The sequence below is a fragment of the uncultured Rikenella sp. genome (genome assembly GCF_910579375.1).
Taxonomy (GTDB): domain Bacteria; phylum Bacteroidota; class Bacteroidia; order Bacteroidales; family Rikenellaceae; genus Rikenella.
In genome coordinates this window covers 1-17,752 of sequence record NZ_CAJTUJ010000008.1, presented here as the reverse complement: position 1 = coordinate 17,752, position 17,752 = coordinate 1, and the positions used below count along the sequence as shown (strand labels likewise).

General features: G+C 59.0%; 13 protein-coding genes. 4 read left to right on the top strand and 9 right to left on the bottom strand.

Translation table 11 applies throughout. The annotated features are described in order from the left end of the window. The first annotated feature begins 1 nt into the window (after position 1). Both QZ302_RS01850 and nadE read left to right on the top strand, forming a co-directional pair. On the top strand, positions 2-820 hold the full coding sequence (locus tag QZ302_RS01850; protein ID WP_294591832.1) for a glutaminyl-peptide cyclotransferase: 819 nt from the start codon (positions 2-4) through the stop codon (positions 818-820). Next, positions 817-2,229 (top strand): NAD(+) synthase, encoded by a 1,413-nt coding sequence (gene nadE, locus QZ302_RS01845; RefSeq protein ID WP_294591830.1) that lies wholly within the window; start codon positions 817-819, stop codon positions 2,227-2,229. The genes QZ302_RS01850 and nadE overlap by 4 nt, the downstream gene beginning before the upstream one ends. Before the next feature lie 92 nt (positions 2,230-2,321). Here nadE and QZ302_RS01840 read toward each other — a convergent pair whose 3' ends face one another. From QZ302_RS01840 to QZ302_RS01805, 8 genes are all read right to left on the bottom strand, one after another. Then, complete coding sequence (locus QZ302_RS01840) at positions 2,322-3,713, bottom strand: aminopeptidase P family protein (protein ID WP_294591828.1); 1,392 nt, start codon at positions 3,711-3,713, stop codon at positions 2,322-2,324. Positions 3,714-3,887: 174 nt separating this feature from the next. Continuing rightward, positions 3,888-4,955, bottom strand: coding sequence for a linear amide C-N hydrolase (locus QZ302_RS01835; protein ID WP_294591826.1), 1,068 nt, complete (start codon positions 4,953-4,955; stop codon positions 3,888-3,890). Between the two features lie 110 nt (positions 4,956-5,065). Next, positions 5,066-6,607, bottom strand: coding sequence for a ribonuclease Y (rny, locus tag QZ302_RS01830; RefSeq protein WP_294591824.1), 1,542 nt, complete (start codon positions 6,605-6,607; stop codon positions 5,066-5,068). 619 nt (positions 6,608-7,226) lie between these two features. Then, the gene (locus QZ302_RS01825; RefSeq protein ID WP_294591822.1) at positions 7,227-7,625 is read right to left on the bottom strand and encodes a cell division protein ZapA; all 399 of its coding nucleotides are present in this window, start codon (positions 7,623-7,625) and stop codon (positions 7,227-7,229) included. A gap of 123 nt (positions 7,626-7,748) precedes the next feature. Then, complete coding sequence (locus QZ302_RS01820; RefSeq protein ID WP_294591820.1) at positions 7,749-8,036, bottom strand: hypothetical protein; 288 nt, start codon at positions 8,034-8,036, stop codon at positions 7,749-7,751. A 72-nt stretch (positions 8,037-8,108) separates the two neighbouring features. Then, positions 8,109-9,416, bottom strand: a complete 1,308-nt coding sequence (gene rimO / locus QZ302_RS01815) for a 30S ribosomal protein S12 methylthiotransferase RimO (protein WP_294591818.1) — start codon at positions 9,414-9,416, stop codon at positions 8,109-8,111. A 5-nt stretch (positions 9,417-9,421) separates the two neighbouring features. After that, complete coding sequence (locus tag QZ302_RS01810) at positions 9,422-10,402, bottom strand: hypothetical protein (protein WP_294591816.1); 981 nt, start codon at positions 10,400-10,402, stop codon at positions 9,422-9,424. A 118-nt stretch (positions 10,403-10,520) separates the two neighbouring features. Then, entirely contained in the window at positions 10,521-12,677 is a 2,157-nt protein-coding gene (locus QZ302_RS01805) for an elongation factor G (protein ID WP_294591814.1), read from the bottom strand. A 161-nt stretch (positions 12,678-12,838) separates the two neighbouring features. Between QZ302_RS01805 and QZ302_RS01800 the strand changes: the two genes are divergently transcribed. Both QZ302_RS01800 and QZ302_RS01795 read left to right on the top strand, forming a co-directional pair. After that, on the top strand, positions 12,839-14,218 hold the full coding sequence (locus QZ302_RS01800; RefSeq protein WP_294591812.1) for a C10 family peptidase: 1,380 nt from the start codon (positions 12,839-12,841) through the stop codon (positions 14,216-14,218). Positions 14,219-14,517: 299 nt separating this feature from the next. Beyond that, positions 14,518-14,880 (top strand): hypothetical protein, encoded by a 363-nt coding sequence (locus tag QZ302_RS01795; RefSeq protein ID WP_294591810.1) that lies wholly within the window; start codon positions 14,518-14,520, stop codon positions 14,878-14,880. Between the two features lie 30 nt (positions 14,881-14,910). Here the strand turns inward: QZ302_RS01795 and QZ302_RS01790 are convergent, their stop codons facing one another. Further along, positions 14,911-17,412: a UvrD-helicase domain-containing protein gene (locus tag QZ302_RS01790; protein WP_294591808.1), complete on the bottom strand. Its 2,502-nt coding sequence runs from the start codon at positions 17,410-17,412 to the stop codon at positions 14,911-14,913. Positions 17,413-17,752 lie beyond the last annotated feature (340 nt).

Below are 17,752 nucleotides of genomic sequence, written 5' to 3'. Positions count from 1 at the left end.
TATGAAAAGTTTGTTTTTAGCCTGTTTGATCGCTTGCGGAGCCGTGGCCTGCGGCTCGTCGGCGGGGAGGGGTGAGAGCGGAGCGTCGTCCCGCGCGGCAGCGGCTGTCGTGCCGGAGCCCAAGGTGGTGGTGCCGGAAATCGTGGCCGAGTATCCGCATGATGAGCGGGCGTATACCCAGGGGCTGTTGTGGGCCGATGGCGGTTTGTATGAGAGCACGGGCGAGTACGGCTCCTCTTCGTTGCGACGCGTGGATTTGGAAACGGGGCGCGTGGAACGAATGGTGCGGTTGCCCGAACGGTTTTTCGGCGAGGGGCTGGCGTTGGTCGGGGATTCGGTCTGTTACTTGCTCACCTGGCGCGAACAGCGCTGCTTCGTCTATCGCCGTTCGGATTTTCGGCAGGTCGGCGTTTTTTCCTACTCGGGTGAAGGGTGGGGGCTGACGGGCAATGCGGCCGGGGATTCGCTCTACATGAGCGACGGTTCGGAGTGGATACGGGTGCTGAATCCGGCCGATTTCACGCAGCAGCGGCGGTTCCGGGTGCGGGATCATCGCGGGCCGGTGGCGGCGATCAATGAGCTGGAGTGGGTGGGCGATCGGTTGTGGGCCAATCTTTACCTGACGGATCGTATCGCGGTGATCGATCCGGCGACGGGTTTCGTGACCCATTACATCGACTGTTCGGCGTTGGAGACCCGGATCGCGCATCGCCGGGATACGGATGTCTTCAACGGAATCGCCTGCGATCCGGCGACGGGACGGATCTTCGTCACGGGAAAAAACTGGGATAAACTCTTCGAAATCAAGGTCGATTTATGAAAATAGCACTCGTACAGCAGAACAATAAAGTGGGCGATGTGGTGGGCAATGCGGCCCGGATGAAGGCGGAGATTGCCCGTGTTGCGGAGGAATACGGGGCTGAAGTGGCGGTTTTCGGTGCGGATGCGGTGACGGGTGGGCCGTTGTTGGGACTGGGCGATTCGGCTTTGTTCCGGGAACAGGCGGCTGCGGCGGTGACAGAGGTCGAGGCGTTTGCACGGGAGCAAGGGGTGCGGCTGGTGTTGGCCGACGGAGAGTGCGGAGGGGTGGTTTTCCGTTGTGCGGCGGATCATTTTCGGCACGGAGCACCGGCGGAGAGCCGTGAACGGCTGCTTCGGGAGGCACGACGGTTGGGACGGCCGGTGGTGTGGGCGAATGCGGTCGGGGCACAGACCGATACGATTTACTACGGCGGTTCGGGGGTGGCTCTGCCGTCAGGCGAGGTCGCGATGCTGCCGCTTTTCGAAAAGGCGACCGCGGTGATCGACACGGCGACAGGCGTGTTGCCCGAAGGGGCGGTGTGGGGCGATCGGTTGGATCAACTGCACGGGGCGTTGGTGCTCGGCGTGCGCGACTATCTGGTCAAAACGGGGGTTCGGGAGGCGTGTGTGGCGATGTCGGGGGGGGTCGACTCGGCCCTGGTGCTGGCCTTGGCGGTGGAGGCCTTGGGGGCGGAGCGCGTGAAGACGATCATGTTGCCGTCACAGTATTCGACCGACCATTCGGTGGCGGATTCGGAAGAGATGATTCGTCGCGTGGGGCTTCCGCCGGAACACGCCTGGCTGGTGCCGATCGCCGGGACGTTCGACGCGGCGCGGGCGGCGTTGCAGCCGGTGTTGGAGTCGGCCCGCGACGAGAAGAGCCGGGGGTTGGCCGAAGAGAATATGCAGGCGCGGATTCGGCTGATGATGACCATGGCGTTGTCGAACAGCCACGGCGCGCTGATGCTGAATACTTCGAACAAGAGCGAGGCGGCGGTGGGGTACGGGACGCTGTACGGCGATACGAGCGGTGCGTTGGGGGTGATCGGCGACCTCTACAAAGGTGAGGTGTACGCCCTGTCGCGGCGGATCAACGAGCGGGCGGAGGCAGAGGGGAGGGTGGCGCCGATTCCGGAGCATATCCTCACGAAAGCGCCGTCGGCGGAGTTGCGACCGGGACAGCAGGATACCGATTCGTTGCCGGACTATCCGACGCTCGATGCGATTCTGGTGCGGTTGGTCGAGGGTGGGATGTCGTCGGCGGAGGTGGTGGCGGAAGGGTTCGAGGCGGCGACGGTGGAACGGGTCTGCCGGTTGCTGCTCGGCGGGGATTTCAAGCGGTATCAGCTTCCTCCGGCGTTGCGGGTATCGGGATGCACGTTCGGTGTCGAGCGGCGTTGGCCGATTACGGCGACGAAGGTTTTATAGTTTGATAAAAAGGTGGCGCCGATAGGAAAGAATTTTCTTTCCTATCGGCGCCAGCGTTATAAGGGGTGCTCGTGAGAAGAGTGGAGAGCGGGTTATTTCGCCATCGCTTTCTCGACATCGGCGACCGTGATCGGTGCCCGGTGACGACTCAGCAGGCGGTTGCCGTTCTGCGTAATCAGGATGTCGTCCTCCAGCCGGATCCCGCCGAAGTCGAAGTAGTCGTGCAGCTTCGCGAAGTCGATGTAAGCCGTGTGGATGCGCTCCCGCTCCCACTTCTCGATCAAAGCCGGGATGAAGTAGATACCCGGTTCGTCCGTCACCACATGACCGGCTTTCAACGCCTTGCCCATTCGCAGCGCTCCCAGTCCGAAGAGCGTGCTCCGCGTCGTCGCGTCGTCGTAACCCACGTATTTCTCGCCCAGCTCCTCCAGGTCGTGCACGTCGAGCCCCATCTGATGCCCCAGTCCGTGCGGCATGAAGAGGGCCGCAGCGCCCGCTTTGACCGCCTCTGCCGGGTCGCCTTTCATCAGTCCCAAGGCCCGCAATCCCTCTGCAATCACCCGCATCGCGGCCAGATGAATCGACTGATAGGTCACCCCCGGTCGTGCCAACTCCTGTGCCTTGGCGTTCGCGGCCAGCACGATGTCGTAAATCTCCTGCTGTTTCTGCGTGAATTTACCACTGACAGGAATCGTTCGCGTGTGGTCGCTCGCATAGCCCATCGCCGTCTCGGCCCCCGCGTCGATGAGCAGCAGCCGGCCCGCCTGGAGCCGCCCGTCGTAGCTCAGGTTGTGCAGCGTCTCGCCGTGTTGCGACACGATGCTGCGGAACGATAGTCTTCCGCCCGCCTGTCCTGCAATCCGCTCCAGCTCGACGGCGATATTCCGTTCGCCGATCCCCTCGCGACACATCGTCATGGCCGTCGTGTGCATCTTGTAACCAGTCAGGGCCGCCTCTTCCAATTGGGCGATCTCTTCCGGCCCTTTGATCTCGCGCATCGAGATCACGGCACGAATCAGGTCGCGTGATACGTGGTCTTTGAGTCGCTCGGCCGCGATGCCGAGCCAGGCCGACAATTGCAGCTTCGTCGCGCTCCGGTACGGCGGCAGATAGTGCACCTTGCGCCCCTTTTTGATCGCGCTGTTGAGCGTTGCCGCCAGCTCCTGCAAGCTCCCTGCCGAACCGACGCCGGCCAGTGCCGCCCGTTCGCGCACGGTCGGTTGCGGCCCCATCCAGATCAGGTCGTCCATCGTCCACTCGTCGGCATAGAGGCAGTCGGTGTCGCGATCCACGTCGATGACCCCCACGAATCCCGGTTGGGCGAGGCCGAAGTAGTAGAGAAAATTGCTGTCCTGTCGGAAGTCGTAGACGTTGGCCGGGTAGTTGATCGGCGAGTCGAGGTTGCCGGGCAGGAGGATCACGCCGCTCTTGAGTTTCTTGCGCAGGGCCGCCCGGCGGGCCGTATAGATTTCGGGAGTAAACATATTGTGTTGATTGATAAAAAGTTTGGGCTCGGCAGGAGGCGCGGAGATTCCGTCCGCCTGCGTCTCTGTAAAATTACGCTTTTTTCGGATTCGGTTCAAATAAAATCGTTCCCGCAGCGCGTATCGGTCTGTGATTCAGATACGTGCTGTGGGAACGGAAACGCGAGGCGGAAATCAGAGGCTGAAGTCTTCCGGAATCTCGAACAGGAAGGGGAAGGGTGTGGTCTTGCGGAACTGCCCGAGGGCGTTCCCGGCATATTCTTCGCCTCCGGTGAGGGTCAGTTTCCGTGCCGGAGCGCCGGGACGCAGGTCGGCTTCGTCGAGCGGTACCCACAGGATGGCCGGAGCGAGGGTCGTTTCGAAGTAGTAGATCCGGTTTTTCTGGTCGCTGATCGACCGCCAGCGGGTCGAGGAGTTGTTCGGGTGTCCGGGGGCCGAAAAGCCCAGCGGCACCGACACGGAGCGCATGACGCTGAAGACGGCGGCAACGGCTTTTTTCGGGTCGTCGGTCTGTTCGACGGCGTTGATATAGAAGCTGGCGCGGACGAACCGGTCGGAGGATTTGTTCGTCCCGGGCAGCATGTTGAGGCCGCCGATCGGGGCCCAGTAGTCGCGGACGGCCAGTTGCTGGTCGTAGCTGGGCGAGTTGGTCAGCACCTGGTACTGGCGTCCTTCGTGGATGGAGACTTTGCCGTCGAGGTATTCGATCACGGCGCTGTTGCCGGTGCTGTCCGAGATGGCCATGTGCATCGTGGAGGCCTGTCCGCCGGGCATGGCGGGCGCGTCGATCCGGAAGCGGTCTTTCTTCAGTTCGGCGACGGCCTCGGAGACGGTGGCGAAGTTATCGAGCACGTACTGGCACCAGATGCTCATCCCCATCACGGGCCGATCGTCGGGCCCGGGCCGGTCGTAGCGGCTTTCGGTGAGGTAGAGCAGCTGGGCGACGAGTCCTTTTTCGTTCATCCCTTCGGAGGTGCCGATGTCGTAGGCGGCGGCGATGACGCTACCGTATTTCGATGTCCAGGTCAGATGAGGGCCGCGGTCGTAGCTGATGCGTTCGATGCCGCGGGGCAGGAGCCACAGGTTGGTGGGCATCTCTTCGCGCCAGTCCATGGTGCGCCCGGTGACGATCATTCCGTTCGGGCCGAGGTAGACGGCGCGGGTGCAGGCTTCGGTCGGCGCGAGGGCGCCGAGGGTCAGCAGGCCGCCGAGCAAGGCGGCGGTCAGGATTCGGGTTTTCATAAGGCGATAGGTGTTTTTGACGCTATTCTTCTGCAAATAGCGTGCAAAAAGGGCGGCGGTTTGTACAAACCGCCGCCCCTGTGGCAAATAGAATCGCCCTGTGTTTATGCCTACTTGGCGTAGCTGATCGACCGTGTTTCCCGAATGACGGTGATTTTCACCTGTCCCGGATAGGTCATTTCGTCCTGAATCTTCTTGGCGATGTCGTGCGACAAGGTTTCGGCCTGCTGGTCGCTGATCTTTTCGCTTCCGACGATCACGCGTAACTCGCGCCCGGCCTGAATGGCATAGGTTTTCAATACCCCCTGATGCGCCATAGCGATGTCTTCCATCTCCTTCAAACGTTTGATATAGCTTTCCACCACTTCACGCCTTGCCCCCGGCCGTGCGCCCGAGATGGCGTCGCAAACCTGTACGATCGGTGCGATCAGGGTGGTCATCTCGATCTCGTCGTGGTGCGCCCCGATGGCATTGACGACCTCCGGTTTTTCCTTGAATTTTTCGGCGAGTTTCATCCCGATCATGGCGTGCGGCAGTTCCGGCTCGTCGTCCGGCACCTTTCCGATGTCGTGCAAGAGCCCGGCACGTCGCGCCAGCTGCGGATTCAACCCCAACTCTGCGGCCATAATCCCGGAGAGATTTGCCACCTCGCGCGAGTGTTGCAAGAGGTTCTGCCCGTAGGAAGAGCGGTATTTCATCTTCCCGATCAGCCGAATCAGCTCCGAGTTCAAACCATGAATCCCGAGGTCGATCGCCGTCCGTTTCCCGACTTCGACGATCTCCTCTTCGATCTGCTTCTGCACCTTGGCTACGACCTCTTCGATACGCGCCGGGTGGATACGCCCGTCGGTCACCAACTGATGCAGTGCCAGCCGCGCGATTTCCCGCCGCACCGGATCGAATCCCGACAAAATAATCGCCTCAGGAGTATCATCGACGATGATTTCCACACCCGTCGCCGCCTCCAAAGCCCGGATATTCCGCCCTTCCCGGCCGATAATCCGCCCCTTGACTTCATCCGAGTCGATGTTGAAAACCGTCACCGAGTTCTCGATAGCGGCCTCGGTAGCCACCCGCTGGATGCTCTGCACGACGATCTTCTTGGCCTCCTTGTTGGCGGTCATCTTGGCTTCGTCGATAATGTCGTTGATATAAGCGGCCGCTTCGCTCTTGGCTTCGCTTTTGAGTTGTTCGATGAGCTGGGCCTTGGCTTCGTCGATGGAGAGGCCGCTGATCTGTTCGAGTTTGACGATCTGTTCTTTGGTCAGCCGGTCGAGCTCTTCCTTACGCCCGGCGAGCGATTGCAGTTCGCTTTCGACTCTGGATCGGGTGCTTTCGAACTCTTTGATGCGTTTGTTGAGCTGTTCGCCCTCCTGGTTGAGCTGGGTTTCGCGCTGTTTGATCTTGGTTTCGATCTGTTGCAGCCGGGTGTTCCGCTCGGCGACCTGTTTTTCGTGTTCGGCTTTCATCTGGAGGAATTTCTCCTTGGCCTGGAGGATTTTCTCCTTCTTGAGCATCTCGCTGTCCTGTTCGGCTTCGCGCAGGATGGCGGTGCGCCGCTTTTCGGTCGATTTGTAGGTGAACATGTAAGTGGCGTATCCCACCACGGCTGCGGCGACGACGGCACTCACAATTATGATCAGTATATCCATTCGTGTGTGTGGTTTGGTTATTTAGTTGTTTTGGTTTGGTATAGGCATAAAAAAAGCATGGCTTCCTTTGATGGTTTGACGAATAACTCCGGTCAAATCATGGGTGGAGCTGCCTGTGGATTTGGGACTTCCAACGTTCTGCCGCCGCGCTCGGGCGGCGTTTGGAATACAGAAACCCGCCGAAACGGGGTAAGGCCTGTCCTACGTCCATAGAGTTGTTGTGCTCCAAGTAGTTAGTGTTGAGTATCGCAAAGCAAAAGGAAACCATGCGGGCATTTTCGGTTTCTTCTGGTATGTACCGGAAAAGGTGAGACGCCGGGGCGGAGGAGGAAATGTCGGAGGCCTGTCTGTCTTTTTGGCCGACAGGCCTCCGTCAATCCGGCCGCTCCCCCGATTGTCTGCCAGCCGCGCAAGGTGCGGCGTGGGTGGATGGGAGCGGGCGACCCGTTGTTTTCGTCGGGCGAAAACAACGGGCTCCGTCAATTCGTCTGTTTCCCGAAAGAACGTTTGTTCCGGTTCCGCTGAAGTCATCATGGGGCGGAGGCCCGGAGGTCGGGCGAACTGTCGCGACCCCGAAAGGGTGCTGTTCGCCGAAGTGTCTGTGTGTCTCGTGCGCCGGTCAGGAGTCGGAGTCGGTCCGGTTTTTCCGGGGCCGTCCTCGTTTGCTTTTCGGTTTGACGATCGGTGCCGGAACCTGGACGATCGGGTCTCCGGTTCCGTCGTTGCCGTCTCCCTCTCCGACCCATCGGTCGAGTTCCGAGGCGAGGTCTCGCAGCCGCAGCGCTTCCGGACTCATCCGCAGGCGCTCTTTGTTCTCTTCGTTTTCGATCGAAATCCGCATGGCGGCCATCGCGAGGTATTCGGTCAGCGAGGCTTCGTAGTTGCGTTTCAGGTTTTCGATCTGGTCGCGTATCTGCTTGGCGGCGCGTCTCACCCGTTCTTCTTCGTCGGCAGGTATGGTCAGTCGGTACGGTCGTTCGGCAATCTCTACGCGTATCTTCATCATCTTCCGTTCCATACCTCTTGTCTTTATCTGCTGCAATATCCGTGCCGTTTTTCGTGCCCGCACGGCGGTTCGGTCATCGGGATGTCCGAAAGGCTCCGCCGGAATCGTTTTCCGTAGCGAATCGGGCGCCGGATATTATTTGTTCATCAGTGCGATGCAACGATCCACATCTTTCAGTAAGCGGTTGATACGGAGTCTGGCCGCCCGCACTCCTCCGGCCACTTCGGTAACCGATTTGCGCAGGAGGAGCCGATCCATATCCGCCTGCAACCGGGCGATCTCCTCTCCCTGTGCCGCGGTTTGCGCGTGGAGCCGTGCATTCTCCGCCCCCAGCGCGGCATTGGCCTCCCGCAGTTCGGCGTTCTGCGCCAAAAGACGCTGAATGTTGCGCTCGACGCGTTCGATGAGGCTTTGTTCCGACATCTCTGCCATTGTCCGTCCGCTTATCCGTACCGCAAAGCTACGGTTTTTCGGCGGGATTTACAAATACGGGCTTTACCTGTCCGTTCCGGCGAGTTCGCCGCGCAGGTCGTAGTCGTCCGCTGCGGTGATCCGGATGTCGGTCAGGGTGCCCGGGGCGAGCGGTGCGGTGGAGGCGATCAGCACCTCCTGATCTACTTCCGGCGAGTCGTATTGGGTGCGACCGACCCAAAAATCGCCCTCGCGCCGGTCGATGATCACCTGGTGCACCTGTCCCACGAGCCGTTCGTTTTTCTGTCGGGCAATCTCCTGTTGCAGGGTCATGATGCGTTCGACACGTTCCGTTTTGACCGCTTCCGGCACGTCGTCGGCGAGCTCGGTGGCGGAGTAGGTGCCCTCCTCTTCGGAGTAGGGAAAGACGCCGAGTCGGTCGAACCGCGATTGGCGGACGAAGTCGAGCAGTTCCTCGAAATCCGCCTCTGTCTCGCCCGGGTAGCCCACGAGCAGGGTCGTCCGCAGGGCGATGTCCGGAATCTCGCGCCGCAGTCGGCCGATGAGGTCGATGGTCTCGGCTTTCGACAGGCCGCGCCGCATGGAGCGGAGCATCCGGTCGGAGATGTGTTGCAACGGAATATCGAGGTATTTGCAGATTTTCGGCTCGTCGCGCATGGCGTCGATCACCTCCTGCGGGAAGTGTGCGGGGTAGGCGTAGTGCAGCCGCACCCACTCGATGTCGTCGATCCGGCACAAGGCGCGCAGCAGCTCTCCGAGTCTCCGCCGTCCGTAGAGGTCGATGCCGTAGTAGGTGGTGTCCTGGGCGATGACGATGAGTTCGCGCACGCCTTTCCGGGCGAGTGTCGTCGCTTCGTCGATCAGCTCTTCGAAGGGCACCGAAACGTGCCGCCCCCGAATGAGTGGAATGGCGCAATAACCGCACCCCCAGTTGCATCCCTCCGAAATCTTGAGGTAGGCGTAGTGGGCGGGTGTGGTCAGCCGCCGTTCGCCGCGCAGTTCGTCGCGGTAGGTCGTCCCCACGGTGCGCAGGATGTCGCTCAGATCCCTGACGCCGAAAAAGTCGTCCACTTCGGGCAGCTCGCCGCGCAGTTCGTCGCGGTATCGTTCGCTGAGGCACCCCATGACGAACAGGTGATCAATATCCCCGGCTTCTTTGGCGGCGGCGAACCGCAGGATGGTGTTGACGGACTCCTCTTTGGCATCGCCGATAAAGCCGCAGGTGTTGATCACCACCACCCGGGCGTCGGTTGAGTCGCTGTCGTAGACCACTTCCCACCCTTCCGCGTCGAGCTGACCGGCCAGGTGTTCCGAATCAACGAGGTTCTTGGCGCACCCGAGGGTGACGATGTGTATCTTTTTCTTCTTCATGGGGGTTATCTGTTCTGTATTTCCGCGGCGGCCGGCGCTGCACCGACCTCGAAGAGACGGGGTTCGGCCAGCGTGACGCCTCCGTTGGGCCATTCGACCGTTATCTGCGTGACGGCCAGGGTCTCGGGTCGGCCGAAACGACGCAGCGGCGAGCGGGTATAGCGGATGTCGCTCCGGGTCCACCACGTTTCGTCGTTCAGGTTCACGATGTGCGACTGCACGCGGCGGATCAGCCGGTCGTCGATGCCGATCCGGACGATGAACTGCATGGAGTAGGCGCGGCGGTAGTAGCCCAGCTGCGGGAAGGCGACGCGAAAGATGTGGCAGGAGTCTTCCCGCCCGAGGTAGCTGTAACGGGCGTTCCGGTTCGCTGCATTCACCGTGCTGACCGTTGCGACCGGTTGGACGAGGCCCATGTGCAGCAGTTTCTCCAGGTTTTCGCTGTCCATGCCTGTGGTGTCGTCCTGCGTGGCGATCTCTTTTTTCGGATAGTAGTGGTATTGCCGGCGATGGGTCTGGGTCGCCGCCACGGTTCCGGTCACGGTGTTGGGACGGTCGGTGACGGAGAAGCGGCCGCACAGGGTGTGCCGGTAGTAGATAACCGGCACTCGTTTCAGACTTCGGTTGAAAAAGTCGGCGAGGTCGGCGTGGACGGTCACCTCTTCCGAGGTCAGGGAGTGCCGGATCGTCTCGACCAGAGCGACGTTCCATACGCCCCGCTGCTGCATCGCCGCGTTATAGACGGCCCGCTGCGGTTTCGCCCCCACGTAGCTGACGCCGACCGTATCCCCTGCGGCGAGTTTCGCCGACGGAATCGTCCCCACGCCGAGCGAGTCGGTCACCGCCACCGCTTTCCTGCCTACGTACAGATAGGCGTACGGCAACGCCTCGCCCGCATCGTTCCGAACGATGACTTTCAATCCTTCGGCTGCTGCCTGGGCCGCGCTGAACCACAGCGCCAGACCGAATAACACTTTTCTCCACATGTCCCACAGAAGTTTGGTTCGACAAAAGTAATCAAACGGCGGAAAAAACGAATTTCCGTCCGGGAGAACAGCCGTCATGAGCCTCTCCCGCACGGAAATTCAGCGAAAAATCAACGGACTACTCCTCCTTGTCGGTATCGGAGTACGCCTTGAGCAGCTTGTCCTGCACCTCGGCCGGAACCTGTTCGTAGCCCACGAATTTCATCGTATAGGTGGCCCGTCCGCCCGTCAGCGAGCTCAGCGAGGTCGAGTACCGGTTCATCTCGGCCAACGGCACCCTCGCCGTCAAGGTCTCGAACCCCTTTTCGCTGGTCATCCCTTCGATGATCGCCCGGCGGTTCTGGAGGTCGCTCATCACATCCCCCAGTTTGTCGCTCGGCGCGAGCACCTCGATCTGGTAGATCGGCTCCATGATCTTCGCCCCCGCATTGCGGAAAGCCTCCTTGAAAGCATTGCGTCCCGCCAGTTTGAACGAAATTTCGTTGGAGTCCACCGGGTGCATCTTCCCGTCATAGACCACCACGCGGATGTCCCGCGCATACGAGCCCGTCAACGGCCCCTCCTCCATCTTCTCCATAATCCCCTTCATAATGGCCGGCAGGAACCGCGCGTCGATCGCACCGCCCACAATGGCGCTGCAAAAGACCAGCTTCCCGCCCCACTCCAACTCGACCTCCTCCGTGGACTTGATGTTCATCACCTGCTCCCGCCCCTCGATCTTGTACTTCGACGGCGCCGGCATCCCCTCCGTGTACGGCTCGATCACCAGCGAGACCTCGCCGAATTGCCCGGCGCCGCCCGACTGTTTCTTGTGCCGGTAGTTGGCCGCCGCCTGCTTCGTAATCGTTTCACGATAAGGCACTTTCGGGGCCAGGTATTCCACCTCGATCTTATGCGTCCCCGCCAGCTGCGCTTTGAGGATGTTGAGGTGGTGTTCCCCCTGTCCCGACAAGATGGTCTGCTTCAGCTCCTTGGAGTATTCGACGCCGATCGACGGGTCTTCATACGTCGCCCGGATCAACAGTTCGCCCAACTTCTCGTCCTCCGCACTGTTTTTCGCCTTGACAGCCGTCCGGAACCGCGGCTGCGGAAAACCGATCAGGTTGATCTGCCAATCCGTTCCCGGCCCGTTCAGCGTGTGGTTCACCCGCGTCGCCTTGAGTTTCACCGTGCACCCGATATCCCCGGCGCACAGCTCCGTCACCTTCACCCGGTTCCGTCCTGCACTGACGAATATCTGTCCGATCTTCTCCTTATTGCCCGTGGCCATATTGGTGAGTTCCATCCCCTCGGTCAGCGTCCCGCTGATTACCCGGAAGAAAGCCACCTCGCCCAAATGGGGCTCGACGGCCGTCTTGAAGACGAAAATCGACACCGGCCCACCTGCATCCGCCTGCACGTCGCCGCCGCCGATAAGCCTGAAGTTCGGCGCTTTGAGCGGCCCCGGAGCGACGTTGATAATAAATTCCATGAGCCGTTTCACGCCGATATCGCGCCGCCCCGAGAGGCAGAAGACCGGCACCAAGTCCCGCTTGGCCAGCCCCAGTTTGATCCCCGACCGCATCTCGTCCTGCGTCAGCGTCCCTTTCTCGAAGTAGAGCTCCATCAGCGCTTCGTCGTTCTCAGCCGCCGCTTCGACCAGCGCTTTGTTCAGCTCCCTGGCGCGCTCCATCTCTTCGTCCGGTATCGGTAGCTCCTCCCGCTCGCCCGAATCTCCTTTGAAGCGGTACATCTTCATCATCAGCACGTCGACGAAAGCGTCGAACCCGGGCCCCGGATTGACCGGATACTGCACCACGACGATCGGAGCCTCGGAGTTGGCGCGCAGTTCTTCGATGGTCTGTTCCCAATTCGCTTTCTCCGCATCCAGCTGGTTGACCGCCGCAATGACCGGCTTTTCGTGCCGCCGCGCATACCGGGCCTGTATCTCTGTCCCCACTTCGAACCCGTTCTGGGCGTTGAGCAGCATCACCCCCACGTCGGCCACCTTGAACGACGAGAACAAGGCGCCGCAGAAATCATCCGCCCCCGGCGTATCCAGGATGTTGAGTTTGTAGCCGTTGAATTCGGTGTATAAGACCGTGGAGAAGATCGACCGTTTGTATTGGTGTTCGATGTCGGTGTAGTCCGAGAGGGTGTTTTCCCCTTCGACGGTGCCGCGCCGTTCGACGACTTTGCCTTCGTAGGCCATCGCTTCGGCCAGGGTGGTCTTCCCGGCTCCCGAGGCGCCGAGCAGGACGATGTTTTTGATCTCGTTGGTGGGGTATTTTTTCATAACGAACGGGTTTTATGGGTTAGTCTCGGAAATCGAAACCGAAATCCGACTATAAATATAGCGAATATTTTTATTGAACCATGTCGGAAAGAGGAAACTTTGTCTTTGTCGGATTTTTTATATCTTTATAGCGCTACTAACCCTTTCTTATCTCTAAAATCATGAAAAAGTGTGTCATTCTCTTGGCAGGGATGATCGTGTCGTTTTCTGCCTGTCGAAAAACGTCGTTTTCGGAACCGGAAATTCCTAAACAAGACGAAACGGTGCTGACGGCCGAAGAGGCCGAACGATTCGTGCTGCTGAATACGGATTATGTGCTTTCGAAAGCCGATATTTTGAAAAAAGCTCAGGTGGTGGCCGAGGTGCTCGGTCGAACCGAATTAAAAACTAAAACCGGAAAGATATGCCGACAGTCGATAATTGCGGATTCCATTGTTGCGACGGTTCCTCTGACAAAAAGCGACGGAACGATAACGGTCGTTCCGAAAATCTATGTGGTTGCTTTCGGCCAAGATGCCGGGTTTGCGTTGTTTGCCGGAGATAAACGCATCCATGAGGTGCTGGCGTTTTCAGGAGAGGGGAATTACAGCTCGGACGATTTACATCCGGGTATGGAATATTTCATTCAGTGTCTGCAAACGTACATGGTTTCTGAAATCGATCGGCTGGAGGCGATGCGGGGCGACTCGATCTATAATCGGCTGGTATATAAATACGGAAGATTCGGAGACCGGAGCTCCATGCCTCAGACCCGGTATCCGGTGTGGAACGGTATCGAATATGTCGATATGCCGGTGGACAATATCACGGAAGAGTTATATGAATATAGATCCGACCCGATCTCTTCTATCATTCGTATTAAAACGAAGTGGGGACAGTATTGGCCATACAATATTCAAGTGGGTGCCGTTTATGGAACCGATGTCCCAATAGGTTGTGTGACGACGGCGGTAGCTCAGATTATGAATTATCATAAGATCGGTACCAATGGTAACAAAACCTATTTGTGGGAACGATTCCCGATACAAGCGTGGAATGGTATTTCTTCCGAGGCAATCAATAGCATTTCTGAGTTGTGTTATGATTTAGGTCGTCCTGAACTTTTGGCTGTTACTTATGGGGTTGGAGGTAGTTCGGCATCAGGCAAACATGTGACTCGCACCTTGAATCATTATGGTTATCGTGCAGGGACACTGGTTACCTATAACAGAACCGTGGTGAATAATAATCTGTTAAAAGGGAATCCGGTGTATATGCAGGGGATAGATGATCAGGCCAATGTGGCTCATGCTTGGATTGTTGATGGAGTCCAAATGGAAGAATATTATACGGTTTATCGGATTAATTATTGGTATGAGGGGCATCTTCAGGGTTCAGAATACGTGAATCGGAATTATCAAACTTTATATACGTTCCAACATGTGAATTGGGGTTGGAATGGTAGCTATGATTGTTGGGTTACCCCCGGAATTTTTGATACTCGGGGCGGGTACAATTTCAATGCTGCACTTCAGATGGTTTGTGATATTCAGCCTAAATAATTGTGTTTATCCCGACTTTTCAAAAACAAAAAAGATTGATTATGAAAACTTACATGAAAATAGGGCTCGTCATAACTGTGGCCTTTGTTATGGCGTGGGGCCCAGGGCAAGCCGGGGCTCAGGAACGTTTTAAGAATCGTTACTCGGCTGGTTTCGGCTTTATGCCGGAGTGGCAGTTGGGCGGATCGGACGACGGGAAATTTTCGCCCTCATACGGCTTGTTCAGCGAGGCGCAATTTTCAAAGCACAGCGGAGTGGAGGTCGGAATCTTTGACCGAAAATTTTCTTATACGGAGAAATTGTACTCCGCAGGAGGACCTGAGGTGGAATATTATGAATATAACTACAACCTTCAGTATGTTTCGCTGCGGTTAGGTTATAAATTCTATTCGAAGATATTGAATTTCAGTGCCGGATTCCATGTCGATTTTGCCGTCTCGAAATCCGAGGGGGGATATCGTGGGGAGGCGTTTGCCACGTATCACGACCGATACGGGGCGTATCTCACGTTCAGCAAAGACATCGTTTTGTACAAAGGGCTGATTCTCGAACCGGAAATTCATGTCAATCCGTTCCTGTGCGATCAAGACAAGCGGGTGAAAACGGTGGATTACGAAGGCGTATTCCTGGGTTTGGGACTCAAATTGAAATACCGATTCTGAGAGAGAGGCGGTAAAACCGCCTCTCATCCTCTACAGCAGCCGCAGTTTGGCGAACTTCAGGAGCAGAGTCTTGACACCCGCCGCTTCGAACCGGACGGTCACTTTCGTATCTGTCGCCGTCTGCTCGAACGCCGTCACCGTGCCGACTCCGAACCGGGCATGGGCCACCCGTGCACCGATGGTCAGGTCGCCTGCGCTATCCAACGGTTTGCCCTGCGGCGCAGCTGTGCCCGAGGCGGGGCGGGATTCCACTTTGCGGAATCCCGCCGGCGGTTGCGTCGCGGCACTGTTTCCGCTCGTCGGCGGAGCCGTCTTGCGCTGGTAGCGCTGGAAGGCAGGGCGCGGATCGCCTTCCACTCCTTTGGAACGACCTGTCGCCACCCCTCCCGCAGCGTTCCATCGGTTCCGCAACGAGGCGTTTTCGTCTTCGGGCTCTCCGAAGACATCCGTGTCGGGCAAGGTCGGCATGTCGAGATATTTCGGGTCGATCTCCTTGATAAACCGGCTCGCCTGGGACGGCACGACGCTCCCCCAGCGGAACCGCGAGAGGGCGAAGCTCAGCGTCGCCCGTTTCTCGGCCCGGGTCAGGGCGACGTAAAACAACCGCCGCTCCTCCTCCACGTCCTGTGCCGAGGAGGCTCCCCGCTGGCTGGGAAACAGGTTCTCTTCCAGCCCCATAATATAGGTGTACTTGAACTCCAGCCCTTTCGAAGCGTGAACGGTCAGCAGGGTTACCCGCGGCGTGTCGTCCTCCTTGCTGTCGTCCATGTCGGTCAGCAGGGCGATCTCCTGCAACCACTGGTCGAGCGTGACCGCTTTTTTCGTCGTTTCCTCCTCTGCGGTCTCCTCCGGCGCATCGGCAGCCGGTGTCTCGTTGTCGATCTCCGCAGTCTCCTCCTCTTCCGTTTCCGTGTCGGTGGCGGACTGTGCATCGACGAACTCTCGGATGGAGTTGATCAACTCTTCGACGTTCTGCAACCGCGATTCGTCTTCGATCGAGGGGCTGTTCCGGTAGTGCGCCACCAGTCCTGACCGGGCCATCACCTCCATGGCCAGTTCGTAGGCGTCCATCTCACCCGCCTGCTGGAACAGTTCGGTGAAGTTCCGGACGAAGGCCGACAGGCTCTTTACCGCCGCACCGCGCACTCCCAGCTCTTCCGGCGTATGGCGCAGGAGGGCCTCCCACATCGAAATCCCCTCGGCCTGAGCGGCGGCGGCGATTCGGCTGACCGACGTGTCGCCGATCCCTCGGGCCGGGAAGTTGATGATGCGTTTCAACGATTCGTCGTCCCGCGGGTTGATGGCTAAACGCAGGTAGGCGATGGCGTCTTTGATTTCGGCCCGCTGGTAGAACGATTGGCCGCCGTAGATCCGATACGGAATATTATTTCCCCGCAGGTACTCTTCGATCACGCGCGACTGGGCGTTGGTGCGGTAGAGTACGGCGAATTCGTCGGCCGTGGCGCGGTCGCGGTAGAGGGTGGTGTGGATGTCTCCGGCGACGCGCTGGGCCTCTTCTTTGTCGCTCAGGGCGCAGATCACGCGAATCGGATCGCCCTGTTCGTTTTCGGAAAAGAGGTGTTTGGGCAGCTTGCGGCTGTTCTTTTCGATGACGCTGTTGGCCGCCTCGACGATGGTGCGGGTCGAGCGGTAGTTCTGTTCGAGTTTGAAGATCCGGGCTTCGGGATAGTCCTGCTGGAACCGCAGGATGTTTTCGATCCGGGCGCCGCGGAAGGAGTAGATGCTCTGGGAGTCGTCCCCCACGACGCAGATGTTCCGGTGGGCGTCGGCCAGTTTCTTGACGATCAGGTATTGGGCGTAGTTGGTGTCCTGATACTCGTCGACGAGGATATATTGGAATCGTTCGCCGTATTTCCGTGCGGTTTCGGGGTGGTCGCGCAGCAGGATGTTCATATAGAGCAGCAGGTCGTCGAAGTCCATGGCTCCGTTCTGCCGGCACTGGCGCATGTAGAGGGCGTAAATCTCGGCCAGTCTCGGCCGCTTGGAGCGGGCGTCCTCTTCGGTGAGCACGGCGTTGGCGGCGTAGGCTTCGGGCAGGACGAGGTTGTTCTTGGCGAGCGAGATCCGGGCGTAGACGTCGTTGGGTTTGTACTGCTCGTCGGACAGTTCGAGCTGGCGGATGATGGCTTTGACGACGTTCCGGCTGTCGGCGGTGTCGTAGATGGTGAAGGCTTCGGGGAAGCCCAGCACCTGGGCTTCGGCGCGCAGGATGCGGCTGAAAAGGGAGTGGAAGGTGCCCATCCAGAGTCCCCGCACGGCGTCGTAGGGCAGTATCTTGGCGACGCGGTCGCGCATTTCGCGGGCGGCTTTGTTGGTGAAGGTGAGGGCCATGATGTGGTAGGGCGAAACACCTCGTTGCAACATGTGGGCTATCCGCATGGTGAGCACGCGGGTTTTGCCGGAGCCTGCTCCGGCGATGATCAGCGAGGGGCCGTCGTAGTTTTCGACGGCGCTCCGCTGGGGTGGGTTGAGGCCGGCCAGGTAGTCGGTCTGTATAAGGTCGTTTTCCATGACGGATCAATGGTTACTCTTCGGGGCTTTGTATGTAGTCCTTAAAGGGTTTGGGGCGTTACGGGCGGTTTCGGGCCACTGTTGCCGGTTGCTTGGGGTAGATCTGGGTCGGGGTTGCCGTGGGTTGGGGTCGAGGCTGTGTTTAGGGTACTCGGCCAGTTGCTTGGGGCAGTTCCAGCCAGTTTTCGGGTAGAGGCTGCCAGTAGAACGCCCTTTGGGCTCGTTTATTCCGAGAGGCAACGCAACTGAAGACCGTTGGCACGGGGTGTCGCGTCATTGGTCTTGAACTCCTTCTGGCCAAAGTGTAAATACATTCCCTTGGTCTCGCTGGTCGATGAAG

What these genes read in the sequence shown, in the direction of transcription:
- QZ302_RS01850 (WP_294591832.1), top strand. Translation starts at nt 2, where the DNA reads ATGAAAAGTTTGTTTTTAGCCTGTTTGATCGCTTGCGGAGCCGTGGCC.
- nadE (WP_294591830.1), top strand. Translation starts at nt 817, where the DNA reads ATGAAAATAGCACTCGTACAGCAGAACAATAAAGTGGGCGATGTGGTG.
- QZ302_RS01840 (WP_294591828.1), bottom strand. Translation starts at nt 3,713, where the DNA reads ATGTTTACTCCCGAAATCTATACGGCCCGCCGGGCGGCCCTGCGCAAG.
- QZ302_RS01835 (WP_294591826.1), bottom strand. Translation starts at nt 4,955, where the DNA reads ATGAAAACCCGAATCCTGACCGCCGCCTTGCTCGGCGGCCTGCTGACC.
- rny (WP_294591824.1), bottom strand. Translation starts at nt 6,607, where the DNA reads ATGGATATACTGATCATAATTGTGAGTGCCGTCGTCGCCGCAGCCGTG.
- QZ302_RS01825 (WP_294591822.1), bottom strand. Translation starts at nt 7,625, where the DNA reads ATGGAACGGAAGATGATGAAGATACGCGTAGAGATTGCCGAACGACCG.
- QZ302_RS01820 (WP_294591820.1), bottom strand. Translation starts at nt 8,036, where the DNA reads ATGTCGGAACAAAGCCTCATCGAACGCGTCGAGCGCAACATTCAGCGT.
- rimO (WP_294591818.1), bottom strand. Translation starts at nt 9,416, where the DNA reads ATGAAGAAGAAAAAGATACACATCGTCACCCTCGGGTGCGCCAAGAAC.
- QZ302_RS01810 (WP_294591816.1), bottom strand. Translation starts at nt 10,402, where the DNA reads ATGTGGAGAAAAGTGTTATTCGGTCTGGCGCTGTGGTTCAGCGCGGCC.
- QZ302_RS01805 (WP_294591814.1), bottom strand. Translation starts at nt 12,677, where the DNA reads ATGAAAAAATACCCCACCAACGAGATCAAAAACATCGTCCTGCTCGGC.
- QZ302_RS01800 (WP_294591812.1), top strand. Translation starts at nt 12,839, where the DNA reads ATGAAAAAGTGTGTCATTCTCTTGGCAGGGATGATCGTGTCGTTTTCT.
- QZ302_RS01790 (WP_294591808.1), bottom strand. Translation starts at nt 17,412, where the DNA reads ATGGAAAACGACCTTATACAGACCGACTACCTGGCCGGCCTCAACCCA.